This window comes from Synechococcus sp. CBW1004 (assembly GCF_015840715.1).
Classification (GTDB): domain Bacteria; phylum Cyanobacteriota; class Cyanobacteriia; order PCC-6307; family Cyanobiaceae; genus Cyanobium.
Genome location: NZ_CP060397.1, coordinates 1336734 through 1354323 on the forward strand (window position 1 = coordinate 1336734; position 17590 = coordinate 1354323).

The 17590-nt window shown below is 69.7% G+C and carries 19 protein-coding genes and 2 tRNA genes; 6 read left to right on the top strand and 15 right to left on the bottom strand.

Going from position 1 to position 17590, the window contains the following annotated elements; all coding sequences use genetic code 11:
- Positions 1-16 precede the first annotated feature (16 nt).
- The 7 genes from rfbB to H8F25_RS06525 form a co-directional block, all read right to left on the bottom strand.
- The gene (gene rfbB / locus H8F25_RS06495; RefSeq protein ID WP_197212625.1) at positions 17-1132 is read right to left on the bottom strand and encodes a dTDP-glucose 4,6-dehydratase; all 1116 of its coding nucleotides are present in this window, start codon (positions 1130-1132) and stop codon (positions 17-19) included.
- Positions 1133-1210: 78 nt separating this feature from the next.
- Positions 1211-2113 carry a dTDP-4-dehydrorhamnose reductase gene (gene rfbD, locus H8F25_RS06500; RefSeq protein WP_197212627.1) on the bottom strand — a complete coding sequence of 301 codons (903 nt, stop codon included), beginning with the start codon at positions 2111-2113 and terminating at the stop codon, positions 1211-1213.
- Entirely contained in the window at positions 2110-2694 is a 585-nt protein-coding gene (gene rfbC, locus H8F25_RS06505) for a dTDP-4-dehydrorhamnose 3,5-epimerase (RefSeq protein ID WP_197212628.1), read from the bottom strand. Before rfbC ends, rfbD begins: the two co-directional genes overlap by 4 nt.
- 1 nt (position 2695) lies before the next feature.
- Positions 2696-3658, bottom strand: a complete 963-nt coding sequence (gene rfbA / locus H8F25_RS06510) for a glucose-1-phosphate thymidylyltransferase RfbA (protein WP_197212630.1) — start codon at positions 3656-3658, stop codon at positions 2696-2698.
- Between the two features lie 93 nt (positions 3659-3751).
- Positions 3752-6895: a DNA polymerase I gene (gene polA / locus H8F25_RS06515; RefSeq protein WP_197212632.1), complete on the bottom strand. Its 3144-nt coding sequence runs from the start codon at positions 6893-6895 to the stop codon at positions 3752-3754.
- Between the two features lie 64 nt (positions 6896-6959).
- Positions 6960-7352, bottom strand: coding sequence for a HEPN domain-containing protein (locus tag H8F25_RS06520; protein ID WP_197212634.1), 393 nt, complete (start codon positions 7350-7352; stop codon positions 6960-6962).
- Complete coding sequence (locus H8F25_RS06525) at positions 7349-7687, bottom strand: nucleotidyltransferase domain-containing protein (RefSeq protein WP_197212635.1); 339 nt, start codon at positions 7685-7687, stop codon at positions 7349-7351. The genes H8F25_RS06520 and H8F25_RS06525 overlap by 4 nt, the downstream gene beginning before the upstream one ends.
- Positions 7688-7873: 186 nt before the next feature.
- Between H8F25_RS06525 and H8F25_RS06530 the strand changes: the two genes are divergently transcribed.
- Both H8F25_RS06530 and H8F25_RS06535 read left to right on the top strand, forming a co-directional pair.
- The gene (locus tag H8F25_RS06530; protein ID WP_231597205.1) at positions 7874-8593 is read left to right on the top strand and encodes a DUF1643 domain-containing protein; all 720 of its coding nucleotides are present in this window, start codon (positions 7874-7876) and stop codon (positions 8591-8593) included.
- Positions 8557-8802 carry a hypothetical protein gene (locus H8F25_RS06535; RefSeq protein WP_197212637.1) on the top strand — a complete coding sequence of 82 codons (246 nt, stop codon included), beginning with the start codon at positions 8557-8559 and terminating at the stop codon, positions 8800-8802. The genes H8F25_RS06530 and H8F25_RS06535 overlap by 37 nt, the downstream gene beginning before the upstream one ends.
- Before the next feature lie 203 nt (positions 8803-9005).
- On the opposite strand, the gene gltX is transcribed toward H8F25_RS06535, so the two are convergent.
- On the bottom strand, positions 9006-10478 hold the full coding sequence (gltX, locus tag H8F25_RS06540) for a glutamate--tRNA ligase (protein WP_197212639.1): 1473 nt from the start codon (positions 10476-10478) through the stop codon (positions 9006-9008).
- An 18-nt stretch (positions 10479-10496) separates the two neighbouring features.
- Positions 10497-10570 (bottom strand) — tRNA-Asp (locus tag H8F25_RS06545).
- A 264-nt stretch (positions 10571-10834) separates the two neighbouring features.
- On the opposite strand from H8F25_RS06545, the gene H8F25_RS06550 reads away from it, so the two are divergent.
- A complete protein-coding gene (locus H8F25_RS06550; protein WP_197212641.1) occupies positions 10835-11710 on the top strand; it encodes a LysR substrate-binding domain-containing protein in 876 nt (291 codons plus the stop codon).
- 363 nt (positions 11711-12073) lie between these two features.
- Here H8F25_RS06550 and H8F25_RS06555 read toward each other — a convergent pair whose 3' ends face one another.
- The 4 genes from H8F25_RS06555 to H8F25_RS06570 form a co-directional block, all read right to left on the bottom strand.
- A complete protein-coding gene (locus H8F25_RS06555; RefSeq protein WP_006043540.1) occupies positions 12074-12262 on the bottom strand; it encodes a hyperconserved protein Hcp in 189 nt (62 codons plus the stop codon).
- 37 nt (positions 12263-12299) lie between these two features.
- A tRNA-Trp gene (locus H8F25_RS06560) sits at positions 12300-12372 on the bottom strand.
- A 79-nt stretch (positions 12373-12451) separates the two neighbouring features.
- The gene (gene rplS / locus H8F25_RS06565; protein WP_231597208.1) at positions 12452-12931 is read right to left on the bottom strand and encodes a 50S ribosomal protein L19; all 480 of its coding nucleotides are present in this window, start codon (positions 12929-12931) and stop codon (positions 12452-12454) included.
- A gap of 55 nt (positions 12932-12986) precedes the next feature.
- Positions 12987-13325, bottom strand: coding sequence for a peptidase (locus tag H8F25_RS06570; protein ID WP_197212642.1), 339 nt, complete (start codon positions 13323-13325; stop codon positions 12987-12989).
- A gap of 71 nt (positions 13326-13396) precedes the next feature.
- Here H8F25_RS06570 and map point away from each other — a divergent pair, with 71 nt between their 5' ends.
- Complete coding sequence (gene map / locus H8F25_RS06575; RefSeq protein ID WP_197212644.1) at positions 13397-14275, top strand: type I methionyl aminopeptidase; 879 nt, start codon at positions 13397-13399, stop codon at positions 14273-14275.
- Positions 14276-14480: 205 nt separating this feature from the next.
- On the opposite strand, the gene H8F25_RS06580 is transcribed toward map, so the two are convergent.
- Positions 14481-15221: an NAD-dependent epimerase/dehydratase family protein gene (locus H8F25_RS06580; RefSeq protein WP_197212646.1), complete on the bottom strand. Its 741-nt coding sequence runs from the start codon at positions 15219-15221 to the stop codon at positions 14481-14483.
- A 100-nt stretch (positions 15222-15321) separates the two neighbouring features.
- Between H8F25_RS06580 and H8F25_RS06585 the strand changes: the two genes are divergently transcribed.
- Together H8F25_RS06585 and H8F25_RS06590 are read left to right on the top strand one after the other, a co-directional pair.
- The gene (locus H8F25_RS06585) at positions 15322-16434 is read left to right on the top strand and encodes a phosphotransacetylase family protein (RefSeq protein WP_197212648.1); all 1113 of its coding nucleotides are present in this window, start codon (positions 15322-15324) and stop codon (positions 16432-16434) included.
- 56 nt (positions 16435-16490) lie between these two features.
- Positions 16491-17003, top strand: a complete 513-nt coding sequence (locus H8F25_RS06590) for a DNA recombination-mediator protein A (RefSeq protein ID WP_197212650.1) — start codon at positions 16491-16493, stop codon at positions 17001-17003.
- 117 nt (positions 17004-17120) lie between these two features.
- Here H8F25_RS06590 and H8F25_RS06595 read toward each other — a convergent pair whose 3' ends face one another.
- A complete protein-coding gene (locus tag H8F25_RS06595) occupies positions 17121-17582 on the bottom strand; it encodes an NfeD family protein (RefSeq protein ID WP_197212652.1) in 462 nt (153 codons plus the stop codon).
- Positions 17583-17590 lie beyond the last annotated feature (8 nt).

Genomic DNA, 17590 nt, shown 5'->3' on the forward strand with positions numbered 1-17590 from the left:
CAGGTCCGGCAGAGCGCTAGCCGCCGCGGCCGGCCTGCAGGCGCTGCTGCATGCGTTCGCACCAGGGGCGGTGGGCCAGATACCAGCGCACCGTGGCCTCCAGACCGCTCTCCAGGTCGTGGCGGGGGCGCCAGCCCAGCTCCGCTTCGATCCGGGCCGGGTCGATCGCATAGCGGCGGTCGTGGCCGAGGCGGTCGGTGACACGGGTGATCAGGCGGGCGTGGGGAGCTCCCTCCGGCTGGAGGCGATCGAGCAGGTCACAGAGGCGCTCCACCAGCTCCCGGTTGGCCCGTTCGCCATAGCCGCCGACGCAGTAGCTGCGCCCCGCCTGCCCGCGGGTGGCGGCCAGCAGCAGCGCATCGACGTGATCCTCCACGTACAGCCAGTCGCGCACGTTGGCGCCGTCGCCGTAGAGGGGGATCGGCTCGCCGGCCAGGGCGCGCAGGATCACCACCGGGATCAGCTTCTCGGGAAACTGCCAGGGGCCGTAGTTGTTGCTGCAGTTGGTGAGCACCACCGGCAGGCCGTAGGTGTGGTGCCAGGCATTCACCAGATGGTCGCTGCCGGCCTTGCTGGCCGAGTAGGGGCTGCGCGGGTCGTAGGGGGTGGTCTCGCTGAAGCGTCCCGTGGCTCTCAGGGAGCCGAACACCTCGTCGGTGCTGATGTGATGCAGCCGGAAGTGCGGCCGGCGGGAGGCGCTCAGGCCCTCCCAGTGGCGGCGGGCCGCCTCCAGCAGGTGGAAGGTGCCCACCACATTGCTGCTGACGAAGGCGCCGGGCCCCTCGATCGAGCGGTCCACATGGCTTTCAGCAGCCAGATGCAGGATCAGATCGGGATCGGCCTGGCGCACCGCCGCCTCGGTGGCCGCCCCGTCGGACAGATCCACCTGCAGCAGCCGGTGCCGCGGCCCCTCGGGCCCCTCGGCGGCGGCACCGAGATCCGCCAGCACCGCCTCGATGCTCGTGAGATCCCCCGCATAGCCGAGCTTGTCGAGGTTGAACACGGTGACGCTGCTGCCAGTGAGCAGCCGGCGCACCACCGCCCCGCCGATGAAGCCAGCCCCGCCGGTGACGAGCACGCGGCGGCAATCACCCAGCAGCTCGGGGAGATCGAACAGGGGGGCGGAGGTCATCGGGCGGCAGACAGAGAAAGGAGGGAAGGCGGCGGGGGAGACGGGCAGGGCCGTCCGACGGGAGCGTGATGGCTGCGCTCAGCCGCCGCGGGCCGCCAGAGCGTCCAGCACCCCGGCCAGGGCCGAGCGCCAGTGCTGCGGCGCCAGTCCCAGGGCCTGGCGGGTCGCGCCACACTCCAGCAGCGAGTAGCTGGGCCGGCGGGCCGGTGTCGGATAGTCGGCCGTGCCGATCGGCCGCACGGCGGCGGCGCCCTGCAGCAGCCCCGCCGCCACCCCCAGTTCGCCGATCGCCACGGCGAAGTCGTACCAGCTGGCAGCGCCGGCATCACTCCAGTGCTGCAGCCCCGAAACGCCCCGATCGAGGGCGGCGATGCAGGCGGCCGCCAGACCAGGGGTGGCGGTGGGGCAACCCACCTGGTCGGCCACCACCGCCAGCTCCTGGCCCGCCGCGGCGCGCTCGGCATGGAGCCGCAGCATCGTCAGACAGAAATTGCGGCCGACGGGCCCGTACACCCAGCTGGTGCGCAGCACGCAGACCCGATCGGCCGGCAGCAGGGCGGCGATGCGGCGTTCACCCTCAGCCTTGGTGGCGCCATACACGCCGAGCGGGCTGACGGGCTGCCCGGGGCGATAGGGGTGGCCCTGCTCGCCATCGAAGACGAAATCGGTGCTCACCTGCAGCAGCCGTCCCCCCTGCCCGGCGAGGGCTTCGGCGAAGGCCTGCGGCGCCCCGGCATTCACCGCCAGGGCCAGCTCCGGCTCGCTCTCGGCACGGTCCACGGCGGTGTAGGCGCCGGCATTGAGCACCCAGTCGGGTCGGTGCTGCCGCACCGCCTGCCGGCAGGCCTCGGGGTCGGCCAGATCCAGTTCCCTGCGGCCGCAGGCGATCAGCTGCCAGTGGGCCGGTGCGGCGGCCACCAGGGCCTGCCCTAGCTGGCCCGCCGCGCCGGTGAGCAGCACCCGCACAGGCGCGCCGGTCATGGGAAGACGTCTCCGGCCACCTCGGCCTCCGTCAGATCCGGTGCGGCGGCGTCCTTGGGCGCCAGCAGCGGATCAAGGCCGCCGAGCTGATCGAGGGGCCAGGCGATCGCCAGGGCCGGATCATCCCAGCGCAGCGAGCGCTCGCAGTCGCGGCTCCAGAAGCCGCTGGCCTTGTACAGCACGTCGGCGCTCTCCGAGAGGGTGAGGAAGCCGTGGGCGAAGCCCACCGGGATCCACAGCTGGGCGTGGTTCTCGTCGCTCAGCACCGCCCCCACCCACTGTCCGTAGCTGGGCGAGGAACGGCGCAGATCCACCGCCACATCGAAGATCGCGCCGCTGACGCAGCGCACCAGCTTGGCCTGGGGTTCGGGTGGCAGCTGGTAGTGCAGGCCGCGCAGCACACCGCGGCTGGAGCGGGAGTGATTGTCCTGGTGGAACACCGGCACCTGCTCCAGCTCCACCCCGAGGGCCGCGGCGAAGCTGCGCTGGTTCCAGCTCTCCTGGAAGAAGCCACGCTCGTCGGCGAACAGACGCGGCGTGAGCAGCAGCGGGCCGTGGAGGGCAAAGGACTCGACCTGCATCTCAGCCCCTCCCACCAGCCTGGAGGCCGGCCACGGCCATGGGCACCCCCACGCCGGCGCCGTGCGCCGGGCCATCGGCCAGCAGCTGCATCAGATAGGCCCCATAGCCGCTCTTGCGCAGGGGTTGGGCGAGCCGCTCCAGCGTCTGGTCATCGATCCAGCCGAGCCGCCAGGCCACCTCCTCCGGGCAGCCCACCTTGAGACCCTGGCGGTGTTCCAGGGTGCGGATGTAGCTGGCGGCTTCATGCAGCGAATCGGGGGTGCCGGTGTCGAGCCAGGCCATGCCGCGGCCCATCAGCTCCACCCGCAGCAGCCCCTCGTCGAGATAAAGGCGGTTGAGATCGGTGATCTCCAGTTCACCGCGCTCGGAGGGGCGCACCTGGCGGGCCCGCTCCACCACGGTGTCGTCATAGAAATAGAGGCCGGTCACCGCGTAGCGCGAGCGCGGCCGGGCCGGTTTTTCCTCCAGGCTCAGCACCGTGCCGTCGGGCGCGAAATCCACCACGCCGTAGCGCTCCGGGTCGCGCACGGGATAGGCGAACACCGTGGCGCCCTCGCGGCTGGCGTGACTGTTCTGCAGCTGCGGCACCAGGTCGTGGCCATGGAACAGGTTGTCGCCGAGCACCAGCGCAGCCGCGTCGCCGGCCAGGAAATCAGCGCCGATCAGAAAAGCCTGGGCCAGGCCATCGGGGCTGGGCTGCACCGCGTAGCGGATCGTCATCCCCCAGGCCGACCCATCCCCCAGCAGCCGCTCGAAGGCCGGCTGATCGGTGGGGGTGGTGATGATCAGCACCTCACGGATTCCCGCCAGCATCAGCGTGCTGAGCGGGTAGTAGATCATCGGTTTGTCATAGATCGGCATCAGCTGCTTGCTGACGGCGCCGGTCAGGGGCGCCAGGCGCGTGCCGCTGCCGCCGGCCAGGATCAGGCCCTTGCGCTGCGGTGGAGAACCGGGCTCATTCACGGATGGGATCACCTCGGTGCAGGCAGGGAAGCGTTAGGGGAGCGGGACACACTCCCTGGGGCAGTGTCTCATCCAGAACGCGATGACCGGCTCTCACTTGGCCTCCATCCAGTTCGGCCCGGTGCCGGTCTCCACCCGCAGGGGAACCGAGAGGGTCACGGCCTGCTCCATCACCGCGCGGGTGAGGGCGACGGTGGCCTCCAGATCAGCAGGGGCGGCCTCGAGCACCAGTTCGTCGTGCACCTGCAGCAGCAGCCGGGCCTGCAGACCGCGACCCTGCAGCTGGTGGTGCAGCTCCACCATCGCCTTCTTGATGATGTCGGCACTGGAGCCCTGGATCGGGGCATTGGCGGCGGCGCGCAGCTGCTGGGCCTCCATGCCGCCGCGGCGGGCCACCTCCAGGTCGATCTCAAGCGGATCCTTGCCCAGCAGGCGACCCAGGCCGCCGGGATCGAAGGGGAACGGCCGACGCCGGCCCAGAATCGTCTCCACATAGCCGCGGCTGAGGGCGAGGCGCTCCTGCAGCTCCAGAAAGGCGAACACCTTCGGATAGCGCTGCTTGTACTTGCTGAGGAACTCCCTGGCCTGGGCCTGGCCGACACCGGCCTCACGGGCGAAGCGCTGGGCCCCCATGCCGTAGATCACCCCGAAGTTGATCGTCTTGCCGAGGCGGCGCTCATCGACACTGACGGGTTCACCCGGGTCCCGGTCCAGCAGCAGGCGGGCGGTGAGCGCATGCACGTCGTCGCCGTTGCGATAGGCCTCGATCAGCACCTCCTCGCCGGAGAGGTGGGCCAGGATGCGCAGCTCGATCTGGGAGTAGTCGGCGCTGATCAGCGTCCAGCCCTGCTCCGGCAGGAAGGCCTTGCGGATCCGCCGCGAGAACTCGGTGCGGATGGGGATGTTCTGGAGGTTGGGATTGCTGCTCGAGAGGCGGCCGGTGGCGGTGACCGCCTGGTTGAAATCGGTGTGCACCCGGCCGGTCTCCGGCTCCATCAGGGCCGGCAGGGCATCGACATAGGTGCTCCTGAGCTTGCTGAGGGTGCGGTGCTCCAGCACCAGCGGCACCACCGGGTGGTCGTCTTCCAGCTTCTCCAGCACGGCGGCGTCGGTGCTCCAGCCGGTCTTGGTGCGCCGCGACTTCCTGCGGTCCAGGCCGAGGGTGTCGAACAGCAGCTCACCCAGCTGTTTGGGCGAGGCGAGGTTGAAGTCGACGCCGGCCGTGGCCCGGGCCTCCGTCTCGAGCCGCTCCAGGCTGGCCGCCATCTCGACGCTGAGTTCGGACAGATAGGCGGTGTCGATGCGGATGCCGGTGGCCTCCATCTGGGCCAGCACCGGCTCGAGCGGCAGCTCCACGTCATCGAGCAGCGCCGGCAGGGCCGGGCCGAGCGCCTCCAGCTGGCCGCGCAGCAGGGGTGTCAGCCGGCGGGTGACATGCACATCCATGCCGCAGTACTGCGCTGCCGCCGCGATCGGCACCACCGAGAAATCAGCGCCCTTGGGTACCAGCTCGCCGTAGCTGGCGGGGGTGAAGCCGAGGTTGCGCTGGGCCAGCACCTCCAGGCCGTGCTTGGCATTGGCGTCGCGCAGGTAGTCCGCCAGCAGGGTGTCCATCACCACCCCGGCCAGGGGCAGGCCATGGCGCAGCAGGATCAGCCGGTCGTACTTGGCGTTCTGCAGGGTCTTGGGGTGGGCGGCGCTGGCCAGCCAGGGCGCCAGGGCCGTGAGCACCACCTCCAGTGGCAGCTGGCTGGGGCTGTCAGCGGCCGGCGACGGGGCATCGGCCTGGGGCGCAGCGGCGGTTGTGGCGGACAGGCCGCTGAGCAGATCCGCCTCCACGCCTGCGTCAGCCGCTGCCGCCACCTTGTGGCCAATCGGGATGTAGGCCAGATCCGCGGGGCCCTCGCCCCAGGCCAGGCCAAGCCCCACCAGCTCGGCGCGGAAGGGATTGAGCGAGGTGGTCTCGGTGTCGAGCGCCACCGGCGCCGCCGGATCGGTGCAGGCCAGCAGCCGCGCCATGAGGGCCTCCAGCGCGGCCGGGGTGGTGATCAGCTCGGGAGTGAGCTCAGGAGCGGCGCCGGCTGCAGGCGCGGAGCCATCAGGACGACCGGCAACGGCAGCCACGGCTCCGGGCTGCTCCTCCGCGTGCATCGCCGGCGGGGCCACGGCGGTGCCATCCCCGGACTGCGACGCGCGGCGGCCACGGTCCTGACGGGCTGGGGCAGGGACGGGTGCATCGCCGTGGCCGCCATCGACGCTGGGCGGCGGCTCGGCCGAGAACAGCTCCGCGAAGCGCCCCACCTGCCGCGCCAGCGAATGCAGCTCCAGCTCCTCGAGGCTGCCCGCCAGGGCGTCTGAGTTGACCGTTCCCAGCTTCAGCCGCGGCTCCTGCGGCAGCGGGATGTCCACCAGGATCTCGGCGAGCATGCGCGAGCGGTAGGCGTTCTCCCTGTCGTCGCGCAGCTTCTGCAGCAGGGCGCCCTTGAGCACCCCCTTGGGATCCCTGGCCTTGGGGCCCGCCTGCTCGAGCGCCTCGAGGGCGGCGTAGATGCCGTCGACGTGGTCGTAGGCGGTGAGCAGATTGATGGCGGTCTTGGGGCCGACGCCCTTGACGCCAGGGATGTTGTCGGAGCTGTCGCCGGTGAGAGCCTTGAGATCGACCACGTCTTCAGGGGGCACGCCGAGCCTGGCGATCACCCCCTCGCGGCGCATCTCGCTGGGGCCGCTGTTCTTGGCGTAGGGGCCGCCGCCCATGTACAGCACGGCGATGTCCCGCTCGTCATCCACCAGCTGGAACAGATCGCGATCGCCCGAGAGGATGCGCACCCGCCAGCCCTGGGAAGCGGCGCGGTTGGCCAGGGTGCCGAGCACGTCGTCGGCCTCGTAGCCGGGCGCCATCGCCAGCGGCAGATCGAGCCCCTCCTGCAGGATCCGCTGCAGGTTGGTCAGATCCTGGAAGAACTCCGCCGGGGCCTCATCGCGGTGGGCCTTGTAGGCCTCGTCGGCCTCATGCCGGAAGGTGGGCTCAGCCGTGTCGAAGGCCACCACCAGCCCATCGGGCCGCAGGCCCTTGCAGTTGTCCAGGAGGGCCTTGAGGAAGCCGTAGGTGACGCTGGTGGGGATGCCCTCCTTGGTGCTCAGGCCGCCGCCTTCTCCCTTGCTGAAGGCGTAGTAACTGCGAAACGCCAGCGAGTGGCCATCGATCAGCAGCAGCAGGGGCTTGGTGCCGGGGGCCACAGGGCTGGGGGCAGGGTCAGGTCGGGCCAGCCTGCCAGAGCTCCGCGCGGCTCCGTTCACCCGATCAGACCGTCAGTTCCGCTGCCGCAAGGCGCACCACGGCCTCAGCCGTATCCAGGGCCTGCTGGCTGTCGCGGGCGTCGAACAGATCCACAGGAGCCTCATCGCCCTGCGGGTAGCGGCTGTCGCTGTTCATGCGGGTGAGGGGCTTGAGATGGAGGTCCATGAACGCGGAGGTTTCGAGTCCCTGGCTGTGGAGCAGCTCCACGAGGCGCTCCAGGGAATGGCTGTAGGGAGGCGTGATGCCTGTCGCAAGCAGCAAGGCTTTGAGGGCTTTCTCCGCCGCCTGCCCAGCCAGGTAGCAGGCCTGGGCATGGAATCCCTGAGCGGCGGTGAAGTGAGCCGCTTCAAGATCGTTGCGGGCCTGCCGCATCCAGGCCTGCGCGCGCGGGGTCATGAGGGGAAAAGACGCAGGGCATCGCGACCGATGGCCCGCCAGTAGGGATCATCTCCCCTGCGGAGCGCGTCCCATCGCTCGCAGGTCAGGGCCAGTACGTCATCCCCGAGGCGTGCGTCCAGCAGGGCATCGGCCAGGGCATCGGCAACGGCCCGGGTGGGAGCGACGGCCAGCAGGTCGACATCCGAAAAGGCATCCCAGTCGCCGCGGGCCAGAGAGCCGAACAGCCAGACCTCGGCCCCTGGATGACGAGAGACCACGGCGGCAGCACCCTGAGCCAACGCCACCAGCCGCTCGCTTCGGCGCAGCTCACGGATGGCGGCCAGGCTGGGCATCCTCGAAGGCTAGGGCGAACCTTGCCCATGGCCTTGAGCAGCCCAACGATCAGCGGGGTCTGAACGTCGTCACGGCCGCTCGCCGGCCATGCGGCGGAGAAACAACCCAGGAGCCGAAGGGCCAGGGAGCAGGTCCATCGCGCCTGATCCACCCATCAGGCTGTAGGAGAGCCTTCACGGCACGCCATGGCACGGCCTGCCTGCCCCGACAGCCGCGCAGCGGCCTTCAGCCGCTGCGGCCGCTACCGCTGGTGGCTGAGCCGCCGCTGGCGGGACGACGCACCGACGCTGCTGTTCCTCGGGCTCAACCCCTCACGCGCCGATGGCCAGCAGGACGATCCCACCCTGCGCCGGCTGATCGGCCTCGCCGACGGCTGGGGCTACGGGGCCCTGGAGGTGCTCAATCTGTTCGCCTGGATCAGCACCGATCCGGGCGCCCTGCGGCAGGCAGCCGAGCCGGTGGGCCATCGCACGGATGCCTGGATCCGCGGCCGCGTGCGCCAGCTGGCCCGGGAGGCACTGGCGCGGCAGGTGCCAACCGTGACAGCGCCACCCCTTGGTGGTCCCGACAAGTCCCTTCAGGATCAGAGCATCCAGCCAGCCGAAGGCGAAGAATCGGCCGCGCCCGCCGCAGTCTGGGGAGGGGCCGATGCCACGCTGCCGCTCTGGCTGGGCTGGGGCAATGGCGGCCGCTGGCAGGGGCGCGATCAACAGATGCTGCAACTGCTGGGCCGCCTGCCGGTGCGGTTGTTCTGCCTGGGCCTCACCGCTGCCGGCCAGCCCCGCCACCCCCTGTACGCCCGGGCCGGCAGTCCGCTGCTGCCGTTTGGGGCATCCTGGGAGCACGCCACTGCACCGACGGCCGCCCCATGCCCCGCACCCCGCGCCGCTACGCGATCCACCTGATCCTGGGCGGCGGACACCGCGAGATGGTGCACTTCTCCACTCTGGAGGCCTTCCAGCAGTGGTATCAGGGCACCCTGCACGCCACCGCCACGCCCGACGCCTTCATCAACGTGCCGATCAGCGAACTCGACGGCGAATACCTGCTGGTGCGCGCCAGCCAGGTGATCGGCATCCGGGTGGAGCCCCAGTTCGGCACCGTCGACGATTGATCGCAACGCGGTGCGCCGCCACTGGCGGATCAGCGGCGCAACCTGACGGGGTCCGCCGGCGCCGCGGCCTCGTCCCATCGCCCCAGGGAGATCACATCTGGTGACGCTCGGGGAGGCCCTGACGTCAACCGTTCGCAGACGCCCCGCCTGGTCCACCGGCAAGGCACCGGATGGAATGCGGAGGCGAACAGGGGTGGTGCCTCTCAGGCCGCGGCAGCCAGGGCACGTTCCAGCCTCGGTCGATCCCCGCCACAGCGGTGCAGCAGCAGCCAGGTGGTGAGCAGATCGGGGCCCTGCAGGCTGCCCAGCAGAGCGGCCCGCAGGCTCTTCATCAGCACACCCTTCTTGATGCCGGCGGCGGCCACCGCCTCCGACAGCAGGGCCTGGGCCTGCTCAGCGCTGAAGGGCTGATCGGAGGCCGGCAGGCGCTCCGACAGCGCCGCCAGGCCCTCACGGGCACCGGGAGAGGCGAGCTGCTGCAGCGCCGCCTCATCGGCGCTGGGAACGCTGAAGAAGGGCTCGGCCTGGGCGACACCATCGGCGAGCAGGGTAAGCGAGGGCCCCAGAAGGGCGCAGAGATCGCGCTGCCAGTCGAGCTCGGCCGCGGGGCCACTGGTGGCCCACCCCCGCTCCTGCCACAGCGGCAGCAGCTGCTGGCGGAGCGTCTCGGGATCCAGGCCATGCAGCACCTGGCCGTTGAGCCAGTTGAGCTTGTCCCAGTCGAAGCGGGCCCCGGCCCGGTTGACGCGCTCGAAGTCGAACACCGCGGCGGCCTCGGCCAGGGTGAAGCGCTCGCCCATCCCCTCCGGTGGCGACCAGCCGAGCAGAGTCATGTAGTTGGCGAGGGCCTCGGCCGTGTAGCCCATGGCGCGGAAGTCGCTCACCGAGGTGACGCCATCGCGCTTGGAGAGCTTCCTGCCCTCCTGGTTGAGGATCAGGGGTGTGTGGGCGAACATCGGGGCCGGTAAGCCGAGAGCCTGATAGAGCAGCAGCTGCTTGGCGGTGTTGGCGATGTGGTCCTCGCCGCGGATCACATGGGTGATCGCCATGGCGGCGTCGTCGACCACCACCACCAGGTTGTAGAGGGGATCTCCGATCTGATCGGACGGGGCACGGCGGGCGATCACCATGTCGCCACCCAGGTCGGAGCCGGCCCAGCGCATCTCACCGCGCACCAGGTCGGTCCAGGTGATCAGCGCGTCGTCGTCGATGCGGAAGCGGATCGTGGCCTCGCGGCCCTCGGCGATGAAGGCCTGCTCCTGCTCGGGGCTGAGGTCGCGATGGCGGTTGTCGTAGCGGGGGGCCCTGTTCTCGGCGGCCTGCCGCTCGCGCATCGCGGTGAGCTCCGCCTCGCTGGCGTAGCAGCGGTAGGCGTGACCCGAATCGAGCAGGGCCTGGATGGTGGCGCGATGGGCCGCGATGCGCTCGCTCTGGATGACGGGGTCGCCGTCCCAGGTGAGCCCCAGCCACTGGAGCCCGTCCAGGATGTTGGTGGTGTATTCCGGTTTGCTGCGTTCGCGGTCGGTGTCCTCGATGCGCAGCAGGAACTGACCGCCGTGACGGCGGGCGAAGAGCCAGTTGAACACCGCCGTGCGCGCGGTGCCGATGTGAAGGGTGCCGGTGGGGCTGGGGGCCAGGCGCACACGCACTGCCGCTCCCGTTGCTGCCACCGGCATGCTCCTTGTGATGTGAAACGGGACTGACGGGGCTCGAACCCGCAACTTCCGCCGTGACAGGGCGGTGCTCTAACCGATTGAACTACAGTCCCATCCCGGGTTTTCACCCGAGGCGTCGGCGTTCGCCGACTTCGAAAGTATCTCCGGCCGACCTGCCCACCGTCAACGGTCGGTTGCGATCAACACCGTCGCGAGGGCGACAGCTGTGTCGCCTGCTGCCTGCACAGAGAGCCGGCACCACCACCCCGTTCGGCACGCCTGTGCAGCGCCGGCAGAATGCATCACAGAACTGCCACAAGCCCTGCGGCGACGCGCATGGACGCATAAGGTCGTCAGCCGTTGTCACCGTCATCGCGTTGGTCACGCCGGAGGAGCTCTCGGCCCTGGATCACCTGCAGTGGCTGCGCACCGGAGCGGCCGCCGCCGAGGCCGTCCGGAGCAGCCAGCCCACGGTGTCCAGGCGGGTCAATCACGTGCTGAAGCGCTTCGGCTGCAGCCTGCGCCGCCAGGGCGGCGAGGGGCGGGTCCGGGGATACACGGAGCTGCTCACAGCGGAGCGGGAGGTGCATCAGATCTGGCGCCTCAGGGGCGGAGAACCCCTGCGGCTGGAGGCCACCTACTGGAGCGGCCCGAGCCTGGCCCTGCCGGCGCCACCAGGGTGGAGCACCGGCCTGTTCGACCTGCCCGGCAAGGAGATTCCGCTGCGGCTGCTGAGGGAACGGGTGATCGATGCCTGGATCGCCGGCTACCTGCCCGATCTGCCGGCGGCGGATGATCCCGAGTTCACGGTGATCGAGCTGTGCCACATGCCCTGCCAGCTGCAGGCGGACCGGAACCACCCACTGGCCCGCGAAACAGGCCTCACCCCTGAGGATCTGGCGCGATTCCCGAGCCTGGCGCTGCCCGAGGGCTGGTTTCCGCAGCTGGAAACGCGACTGAAGGCTCAGCAGCTGTGGAGCACGCCGTCGGTGCAGTTCCGTCGCTACGACGAAAGCAGCTGGGAGGGGCGCACGGCCGATGCGGTCACCCTCTGCTACGGCAACGCGCTCAACCTGGTGCTGCATCCGGAGCTGGTGCAGCTGGACTGGAGCATCGGCCACGTCGGTGGAGAGGCTCTGGTGGTGCGCCGTGACCTGGCGGAGCGTGGCCCGATCCTGTGTCTTCTGGAGGAGCTGCGCCGGCGAGTGCGGCGGCTCTCAGAGCACCACGCCGAGCTGATCGCCCTGCATTGAAGCCATCCCCAAAGGACGTCCCTGGCGTCGGGGGGGGGACAGACTCAGAAGCCAACGCAGCAGGCTCAGCCGACCAGCCGCCACCCCAAGAGGGTAGGGCGACCGAGACCGGTCGAAGCGCTCCAGACAGAGCACCCAAGGCGGCACAAAGCCCCTCAGCGCCAGCCAGGGCCTCGCCACAGCAGGGCGAACACTGTGGGGAAAACTGTTCAGTCCAAGCGAAGGCTTCGGGACGGCACAGCCAAAATTCCCCAGTGCCGCCAGCCCGACAGGCAACCGAGTGGATACCTGAAGTGATGCCTGAAATCGTAGGAATGATCGTCCCGGTGAGGCCGCAGCGTCAGCGGCAGACCCTCCGGTCGCTCAGGGACGGAAGCCGGCAGGTTCGATCAGCCGCACCTGATTGCCACGGGCAGTGAATTCGCGACCCTGATCGCTCTGAACGACGACGCGACCTCCGGATTTGACGCGGATCACCCGGGCACGCACCCAGCCAAGGGCAGCTGACTCCAGCACCTTGACAACATCACCGGGTTGCAGATCCAACTCCATCTTCGGAAGTGAAAGAACTGTGGACGGGGCCATCGAACGCGCCGTGGAGGACTTGAACCCCCGACATCAGGTTTTGGAGACCTGCGTTCTACCAACTGAACTAACGGCGCAAGGTGATGGCCCCTGGAATGGGGCTGGACATCCCCGCAGAATCCCATAAGGCTGAGATTCCTGGCTGGGGATGAACCCTCAGCGATCGAAGCGCTGCTTGACGCGCGTGGCCTTGCCGACGCGGTCACGCAGGTAGAAGAGCTTCGCCCGACGCACCTTACCGCGTCGCTCCACCTTCACGGAAGCCACCTGGGGGCTGTGCAGCATGAACACCCGCTCCACACCGATGCCCTGGAAGATGCGACGCACGGTGATGGTCTCGTTCAGACCGCCGTGGCGCTTGGCGATGACCACACCCTCATAGGGCTGGATGCGCTTTTTGTTGCCTTCACTGATGCGAACACCCACCTTGACGGTGTCGCCCACGTAGATCTCAGGCAGGTCGCTCTTGAGCTGCTCCGACTCGAAGGCGCGGATCAGGTCCTGGGCGCTGAGCCTGCCCTCCCTGACCTTGGCGGCGGGAGCCGTCTCGGTCGCGGTGGCCGCTGCAGCGGTGTCCACGGTCTGGGTGTCGTCTGTCTGCACGTCTTGAACGTCCGCTGGTGTTTCCGCTGCCATCCCGATCTCCGGAGCGCCTGGCCAAACCGCCAGTGTACCGGCTGGGGGGGCACCCTCAGCGGCTGCCCTGTGGTCGCCTCAGGCGCTGCCACAGCATCGAGGCACCGGTGATCAGCATCCACAGCAGCCCCAGACCGTTGAGCAGCACATACAGCGTCTCCCCGCTGGCCCCCACCAGCGGCCGGAGCCATTCGCCCTCGTGCAGCACCATCAGAATGTGGGCCTGATCGCGTCCGAGGCCGGCCCAGTCGCGCAGCAGCCGGTAGGCCACTCCGGTGCTGACCGTGAGCAGCAGCGGCAGCAGCACCAAAGGCGCCAGGGCGGCATGGAGGCGCCGCAGACGCAGGGCCAGCGACACCGGCGCAGGCCTCGAGGCGGGAGCGGGAGAGCTCATGCGATCACGGCAGCCGTGGTGAGGTGTGGATAATTTGAAATGCCGCTTCACGTCCTGGCCGAGCGCCTCGCATGAATCTCTTCGCCGACCTGCTCACCAGCAGCCAGCCCTCACGCAAGCGCACGGCTGGCGGTGGCGTTGGCGAGGCCCCCGACAGCGGCGGGCCGCGCATCCAGGCCGGCCGGCGTGGGGTCGAGATCAAGTCGGCCCGCGAAATCGCGATCATGCGCCAGGCCAGTCGCATCGTCGCCACGGTGCTGCGCGAAATCATGGAGATGGCGGCTCCGGGCCTGAGCACCGCCGATCTCGACAGTCACGCCGAGCGCCGCATCCGCGAGATGGGCGCCGTGCCGAGCTTCAAGGGCTACCACGGCTTCCCGGCCAGCATCTGCGCCAGCATCAACGATCAGGTGGTGCACGGCATCCCCAGCGCACGCCAGATCATCCGCGACGGCGACCTGGTGAAGATCGACACCGGCGCCTATTTCGAGGGCTTTCACGGCGACAGCTGCGTCACGATTCCCGTGGGTGACGCGGTGAGCGACGAGGCTCGCCGGCTCAGCCGCGTCGCCCAGGAGTCGCTGATGAAGGGCCTGGCCACCGTCAAGACCGGCAGCACCCTTCTGGAGCTGGCCGGAGCCGTGCAGGACCACGTCGAGGCCCATGGCTATGCAGTGGTGGAGGACTACACCGGCCATGGCGTCGGGCGCAACCTGCACGAGGAGCCCTCGGTGTTCAACTTCCGCACCCGCGATCTCCCGAACGTGACCCTGCGGGCCGGCATGACCCTGGCGGTCGAGCCGATCCTCAATGCCGGCAGCAAGGCCTGCCGCACCCTCAAGGACCGCTGGACCGTCGTCACCGTCGACGGCAGCCTGTCGGCCCAGTGGGAGCACACGATCGTCGTCACCGGTGACGGCTGCGAGATCCTCACCGACCGGGACTTCTGAATCGCCGTCGCGAGCGGGCTCCCCTGCCATCGCGTCGCCGGCACCGATCACCCCAGGGGCCGCCAGGCCCCACGGAGTCCTGAGCAATGGCGTCGGTTCGCCTTCGCAGCCGCCCCGGACCCAAGGGTGCGTCCCAGCCTGACCAACCCGCCGGCGTCAGCCCGTCAGTCTGGTCCGACCCACGGCGTCGGCCTCCCGTCCAGACTCAGACACCTTCCCTGCTCGTGAGACGGAAGTAGAGCCAGCGTCCCGCGCAGGTGAGCGGCATCAGCAGATAGGTGAGGGGGTTGGGAGTGACGATCACCAGCCCCAGATCCCAGTCCCAGCCCTGACGCAGCACCTGAGACGCCACCCAGTCGGCGTCCATCAGGCCGATCGGGTTGAGTGCCGAGCGGAACGGCCCCAGCACCAGACGCCGCAACCGCAGGTGCGTGGCGAGGTCGAGGGCCCGCAGGCTGAAGAGCTGGCCAGCGAGGCGTTTGCTGATTTCGTACAACGGGCTGATCGCCGGCTGGATCTCCGCCTCCGAGGTGTTCAGCCAGAACTCCCGGCGGCGCCCGCCGGCTCCAGCGGGCGCTTCCGCCGCCAAGCCGGCGAACAGCTCCAGCAGCCGCCAGGCGCTGAGGGCATTGACCTCCAGCGAGCAGGCCACCGCCTCGGGATCGCGGGCGGCATGCACATTGATGCCATGGTTGACGATCAGCACATCCACCTCGCGCAGCACGCCGGCCAGCTCCTGCTCTTCACCCACCTGCCAGCTCACCTGCTGCAGGGGAATCGGCAGACCCGCCTCATCGTGCAGCTCCAGCGGCTGAGGGCGATGGCAGAGGGCGATCAGCCGGGCACCACGCCGGTGCCACTGCCGCAGCAACGCCATCCCCAGGGTCCCCGAGGCGCCGGTGATCGCCACCAGCGGTGGCGGGGGGGACGAGAGAGCGGCGGTCATGGCCACGGGGTCTGCCCCGGAATGCTCGGCCCAGCATGGTGCGCGGCCTCAGAGGCTGCCTAGATTGGCCGCCACCTCCAGGTCCTGGCGAGGCCGCTCCATGCCCTCTGCTCCCTTGGCTCCACTGCTGATCGGATCCTGCGAGCCGTTCAGCGGCAAGTCGGCGGTGGCGCTGGGGCTGGCCCGCCAGCTCAGCCAGCGCGGCGTTTCGATCGCCTTCGGCAAGCCGCTGGCCACCGCCCTGGATGAGGAGGCCCCCAACGGCACGCCGACGGATTCGCCGCTGCTCGATGCCGATGTGCGCTTCGTCGGCGAAATCCTCAGGCTGCCCGCCGAGCAGCTGCTGCCCTCCCTGCAGATGCAGCAGGCGAGTTCGGCCCATGAGCGCCTGCTCGGAGGCGACCTCACCCCCGGCGAGCCGTTCGCCGCCCTGCAGCGGCGCCTCAGTCAGGAGAGCGAACGGCTGGTGCTGCTCGAGGCGGCCGGCACCCTGAGCGAGGGCCTCCTCTTCGGGCTGGGCCTGGCCCAGATGGCGCGCTCCCTGCAGGCACCGGTGGTGCTCGTGCACAGCTGGCAGGACAGCCGCAGCGCCGATGCCCTCCTGGAGGCCCGCCAGCAACTGGGCGACCTGCTGGCGGGCGTGGTGCTCAACGCCGTGAACCCTGAGCTGATGCCGCAGCTGCGGCAGGAGGTGGTGCCGGCGCTGGAGCGCCTGCAGATCCCGGTGTTCGGGGTCATGCCCCGCAGTCCCTTGCTGCGCAGCGTCACCGTCGGCGAGCTCGGCCGACGCCTCGAAGCCCACACGCTCTGCTGCCACGACCGCTGCGATCTGCTGGTCGAGACCCTCTCGATCGGCGCCATGAATGTCAACGCGGCGATGGAGTTCTTCCGCCGTCGCCGCAACATGGCGGTGGTCACCGGCGCCGATCGCACCGACATCCAGCTGGCGGCGCTCGAGGCCTCCACGCAGTGCCTGATCCTCACCGGCGCCGGTGAGCCGCTGCCCCAGCTGCTGAGCCGCGCCGAGGAGCTGGACGTGCCTGTGCTCAAGGTCGAGCACGACACCCTCACCACCGTCGAAGTGATCGAGGCGGCCTTCGGCCACGTGCGCCTGCATGAGGCGGTCAAGGCCTCCTACGCGATGCGCCTCGTGGAGGAGAACTGCCGCTTCGAACCGCTGTTCGAGCGCCTGCGGCTGCCGGTCCCAGCCTGAGCCGATCCATGGCGGCTCAACGCTGCTAGGTTCGACTCATTGCAGGGCGAGAGCGGGTGACCCGGTCCCTTGATCTTCCGGCGCTGGACCGGATCGACACCCTGGCCCAGGAACTGGCCATGCTCCAGGACCGGGGCAAGCGACGCATCGCCATCCTCGGTAGCCGCCATGTGCCGGTGGTGTCGATCCACCTCGTGGAGCTGGTGGCCCGATCCCTGGCCCAGGAGGGCCACAGCCTCATCACCTCCGGTGCTCAGGGCGTCAATGCCGCGGTCATCCGCAGTGTTCTCGATGTGGATCCGGCACGCCTCACCGTGCTGCTGCCCCAGAGCCTCGATCGTCAGCCGGGGGAGTCCCGCGATCAGCTCGAGCGGGTGCTGCATCTGGTGGAGAAGCCCGAGCACGACGAATTGCCTCTGCCGGTGGCCAGCAGCCTCTGCAACCAGGAGATCATCAGCCGCTGCGACCAGCTGATCTGCTACGCCTTCCACGACAGCGAAACCCTGCTGGCCAGCTGCCGCACCGCCGAGGACATGGGCAAGGTGGTCAGCCTGATGTTCTTCGACTGAGCCGATCGAGCCCTGAAGCGAGGCTCCTCACCGCCCGGACTGACTCATGCTGGGTGCAGAGAGCCACGAAAGTCCGCCGCAGTCAGGGCCTGAAGGTGGCTGACGGCGCGCCAGCCTTCAGTCGTGCCGGGCCCCCTGGGGAGTTCTTCCCCGACGGGGAATCACCTGCAGGGACGTTCCGTCCCGACCCATCACCGTCACCTCGCTGCCTGCGGGCAGTGCGGTCTCCGGCTGGAGGTTCACCGCAGCCCAGCTCTGCCCCTGCCAGCGCACCCGGCCCTGGCCGTCGCCCTCAAATCCGCTGATCACCTCCGCCCGCTCGGCGGCGGCGCTGACGGACACGGGGTGCTCGCGCTGCCGCCGGGCCCACCTGCGGAGCAGCGCGTACCCCCCCACAACCAGAGCCACGAACAGCAGCACCTGGGCCACGGGGGTCAGCGGCGGCAGAGCGATCACCACGAGGGTCAGGAGCAGGCCGCAGAGGCCCGCCACCAGCAGCAGCCCATCGTTATCCGCCCCAAGAAGGGCCAGGAGCAACAGAACGACCGCGCTCAGAAACCACAGGAGCGGAGGGGCCATGACGGGAT

Coding starts and splice junctions, on each gene's coding strand:
- gltX (WP_197212639.1), bottom strand. CDS start 10,478: ATGCCGGTGGCAGCAACGGGAGCGGCAGTGCGTGTGCGCCTGGCCCCC.
- map (WP_197212644.1), top strand. CDS start 13,397: ATGAATCTCTTCGCCGACCTGCTCACCAGCAGCCAGCCCTCACGCAAG.
- rplS (WP_231597208.1), bottom strand. CDS start 12,931: ATGGCAGCGGAAACACCAGCGGACGTTCAAGACGTGCAGACAGACGAC.
- H8F25_RS06580 (WP_197212646.1), bottom strand. CDS start 15,221: ATGACCGCCGCTCTCTCGTCCCCCCCGCCACCGCTGGTGGCGATCACC.
- H8F25_RS06530 (WP_231597205.1), top strand. CDS start 7,874: ATGGCACGGCCTGCCTGCCCCGACAGCCGCGCAGCGGCCTTCAGCCGC.
- H8F25_RS06570 (WP_197212642.1), bottom strand. CDS start 13,325: ATGAGCTCTCCCGCTCCCGCCTCGAGGCCTGCGCCGGTGTCGCTGGCC.
- H8F25_RS06525 (WP_197212635.1), bottom strand. CDS start 7,687: ATGCCCAGCCTGGCCGCCATCCGTGAGCTGCGCCGAAGCGAGCGGCTG.
- H8F25_RS06595 (WP_197212652.1), bottom strand. CDS start 17,582: ATGGCCCCTCCGCTCCTGTGGTTTCTGAGCGCGGTCGTTCTGTTGCTC.
- H8F25_RS06555 (WP_006043540.1), bottom strand. CDS start 12,262: ATGGAGTTGGATCTGCAACCCGGTGATGTTGTCAAGGTGCTGGAGTCA.
- rfbD (WP_197212627.1), bottom strand. CDS start 2,113: ATGACCGGCGCGCCTGTGCGGGTGCTGCTCACCGGCGCGGCGGGCCAG.
- H8F25_RS06535 (WP_197212637.1), top strand. CDS start 8,557: ATGCCCCGCACCCCGCGCCGCTACGCGATCCACCTGATCCTGGGCGGC.
- rfbC (WP_197212628.1), bottom strand. CDS start 2,694: ATGCAGGTCGAGTCCTTTGCCCTCCACGGCCCGCTGCTGCTCACGCCG.
- H8F25_RS06585 (WP_197212648.1), top strand. CDS start 15,322: ATGCCCTCTGCTCCCTTGGCTCCACTGCTGATCGGATCCTGCGAGCCG.
- rfbB (WP_197212625.1), bottom strand. CDS start 1,132: ATGACCTCCGCCCCCCTGTTCGATCTCCCCGAGCTGCTGGGTGATTGC.
- H8F25_RS06520 (WP_197212634.1), bottom strand. CDS start 7,352: ATGACCCCGCGCGCGCAGGCCTGGATGCGGCAGGCCCGCAACGATCTT.